At 42.5% G+C, this 1,864-nt stretch carries 1 protein-coding gene and 2 pseudogenes; all 3 read right to left on the reverse strand.

Translation table 11 applies throughout. The features are described 5' to 3' along the window. Positions 1 to 42: 42 nt before the first annotated feature. Positions 43 to 162, reverse strand: a pseudogene (locus AB4486_RS22325) (IS5/IS1182 family transposase); the annotation flags it as partial. 7 nt (positions 163 to 169) lie between these two features. Then, positions 170 to 1,300 carry an ISAs1 family transposase gene (locus AB4486_RS22330; RefSeq protein ID WP_065584519.1) on the reverse strand — a complete coding sequence of 377 codons (1,131 nt, stop codon included), beginning with the start codon at positions 1,298 to 1,300 and terminating at the stop codon, positions 170 to 172. Between the two features lie 169 nt (positions 1,301 to 1,469). Beyond that, positions 1,470 to 1,864, reverse strand: a pseudogene (locus AB4486_RS22335) (IS5 family transposase); the annotation flags it as partial.

Here is a 1,864-nt window from a genome sequence, read left to right on the forward strand (position 1 = left end):
TAATTAAATTTAGAGATAGAGCTACTTCGTTTCGTGTGTTTCTTAGTTAATACGACAAGCTTTAGGCATACCTAACCCAGTAAGCTTGTTCAACGCTTTTATCATCGCGTAAGTCTCACCCACCTGCGCATTGTAATTTCTTAAGCTCAATCGTCCTCCCAGGGCAAGATTACGAAGCCCCTTGCCCTGCAAGGACTTGCGAAAGGTAAGCGTTATTGCGGTTCGCTTTTTTCTGCTTTCTTTTGATCCCTGCTTTGAAGCTGATTTCTTCCGTCAGCAGATTTAAAGCTATATGTCTTATAACTGCTAAATTCTCACCGGCTTGCTCTCGACGTATCCGACATTCATCTTCTTTAAAACCAACGTCTAATCGCCAGTGCATCTGATTTTCAATGCTCCAATGTGCTCGCGTGCTCTCTAGTAAAGCTTTAGCCGTTAGTTTTGCTGAGCTTATGTAGTGCTTGATTTGCATTGTTTCTGCTGGCTTATCACCTTCTTGACGAATTGAAACGACCATACCAATTGTGGAGAGTTCAGCCCAATCAAACGCTATATAGCCTAAGAAATCTGTATTGTGAACAACCATACTCAAACGCGTTTCTGTACGACCATGCCCTTTCTCTTGAGTGACGTATTTATCACCTTCAAAACTATTAATCATACTAGAATTAAACACTTGGCTAATCGCTTGCTCCAATCGTTTTTGATTACCTTTTACCGCTAAGAGATAATCTGCATCTTGAGCGACTATCTTTTCAGCTATATCCTTCTGGCATCCCATAGCATCAATAGTCACTAAACAACCTCGCAAGGAAAGCATTTCAAGCAGTTCAGGGATCGCTTTTATTTCATTGCTTTTATCCGCAGTCTTCACTTGTCCTAGTACAACTTGGTTTGCTGCACTAAAGGCACTAACCATATGGATTGCACCACAACGCTTGTCTTTGTTGTATGTGCCTCTGAGAGTTTTGCCGTCGATAGCAATCACTTCACCCTCTGTCGTCTCATGACAGTCTTTCATCCACGCAGTAAAGCATCGTTGCAGTTGCTTGGCGGAAATAAGATTGATAACTCGGGCAATGGTATCGTGTACTGGTATGCCTTGTTTGAAATCACCATACTGCCTAAGCCATTCCAAGTTATCTTCACCAAAATCTTCAATATCCTCCCAACCTTCAGCACCAGCAATCACTGCTGCAATTGTTAAGAAGATAATGTCGGTTAGCGTGTGCTCTATTTTCCAAGCTTGGCGAGGGTCTCGAATAACTGAAATATGGTCCAAAAGGCTTAATCCATTCATTATGGCTAAATATCTGCTGTTAAAAAACAGTATATGATCACACCTAAATCTGATCATCAAATCGATCTTGAATGTATTGAATTTGTTGTGACTTCAGTGTACAAATTAGTGGAAACATCACTTCACGCTACCCCTTATTCCATATGGGTTTTTCATGATCTTGCCCTGATCGTCCTCCTAGTAACTGTTTAACTCGATACATCGCTGTTTCTGAGAGTGAACGTCTGTGGTATCCATACCGCTCTTTCCAATACTTATTTGAGCCGTATAACTTCTGGCAACCCACGGCGAGATTTCGAGGATGACCACGTTCCCAGAAGGCAGCCCCTTCTCTTGGGGGAATAAGCGCAACGGCTCGCTTAATCTCAATAGCAGCGTGACATGCTCTCGTGTCGTAAGCGCCATCACCAGACACCTTAAGGATACTTCGGCGTGTTTGTTTCAATAAGTTAGGGAGGACTTCTCCATCTGTAACCGTCGATAAACTTAGCTCGGCTCCAATAATTTCATGAGTGCTTGTATCAACTGCAATATGCAGCTTTCACCAGACTCTACGCTTGCCAT

Source organism: Vibrio sp. 10N.222.55.C6 (assembly GCF_041473395.1).
Lineage (GTDB): Bacteria > Pseudomonadota > Gammaproteobacteria > Enterobacterales > Vibrionaceae > Vibrio > Vibrio crassostreae_C.

Coding starts and splice junctions, on each gene's coding strand:
- AB4486_RS22330 (WP_065584519.1), bottom strand. CDS start 1,300: ATGAATGGATTAAGCCTTTTGGACCATATTTCAGTTATTCGAGACCCT.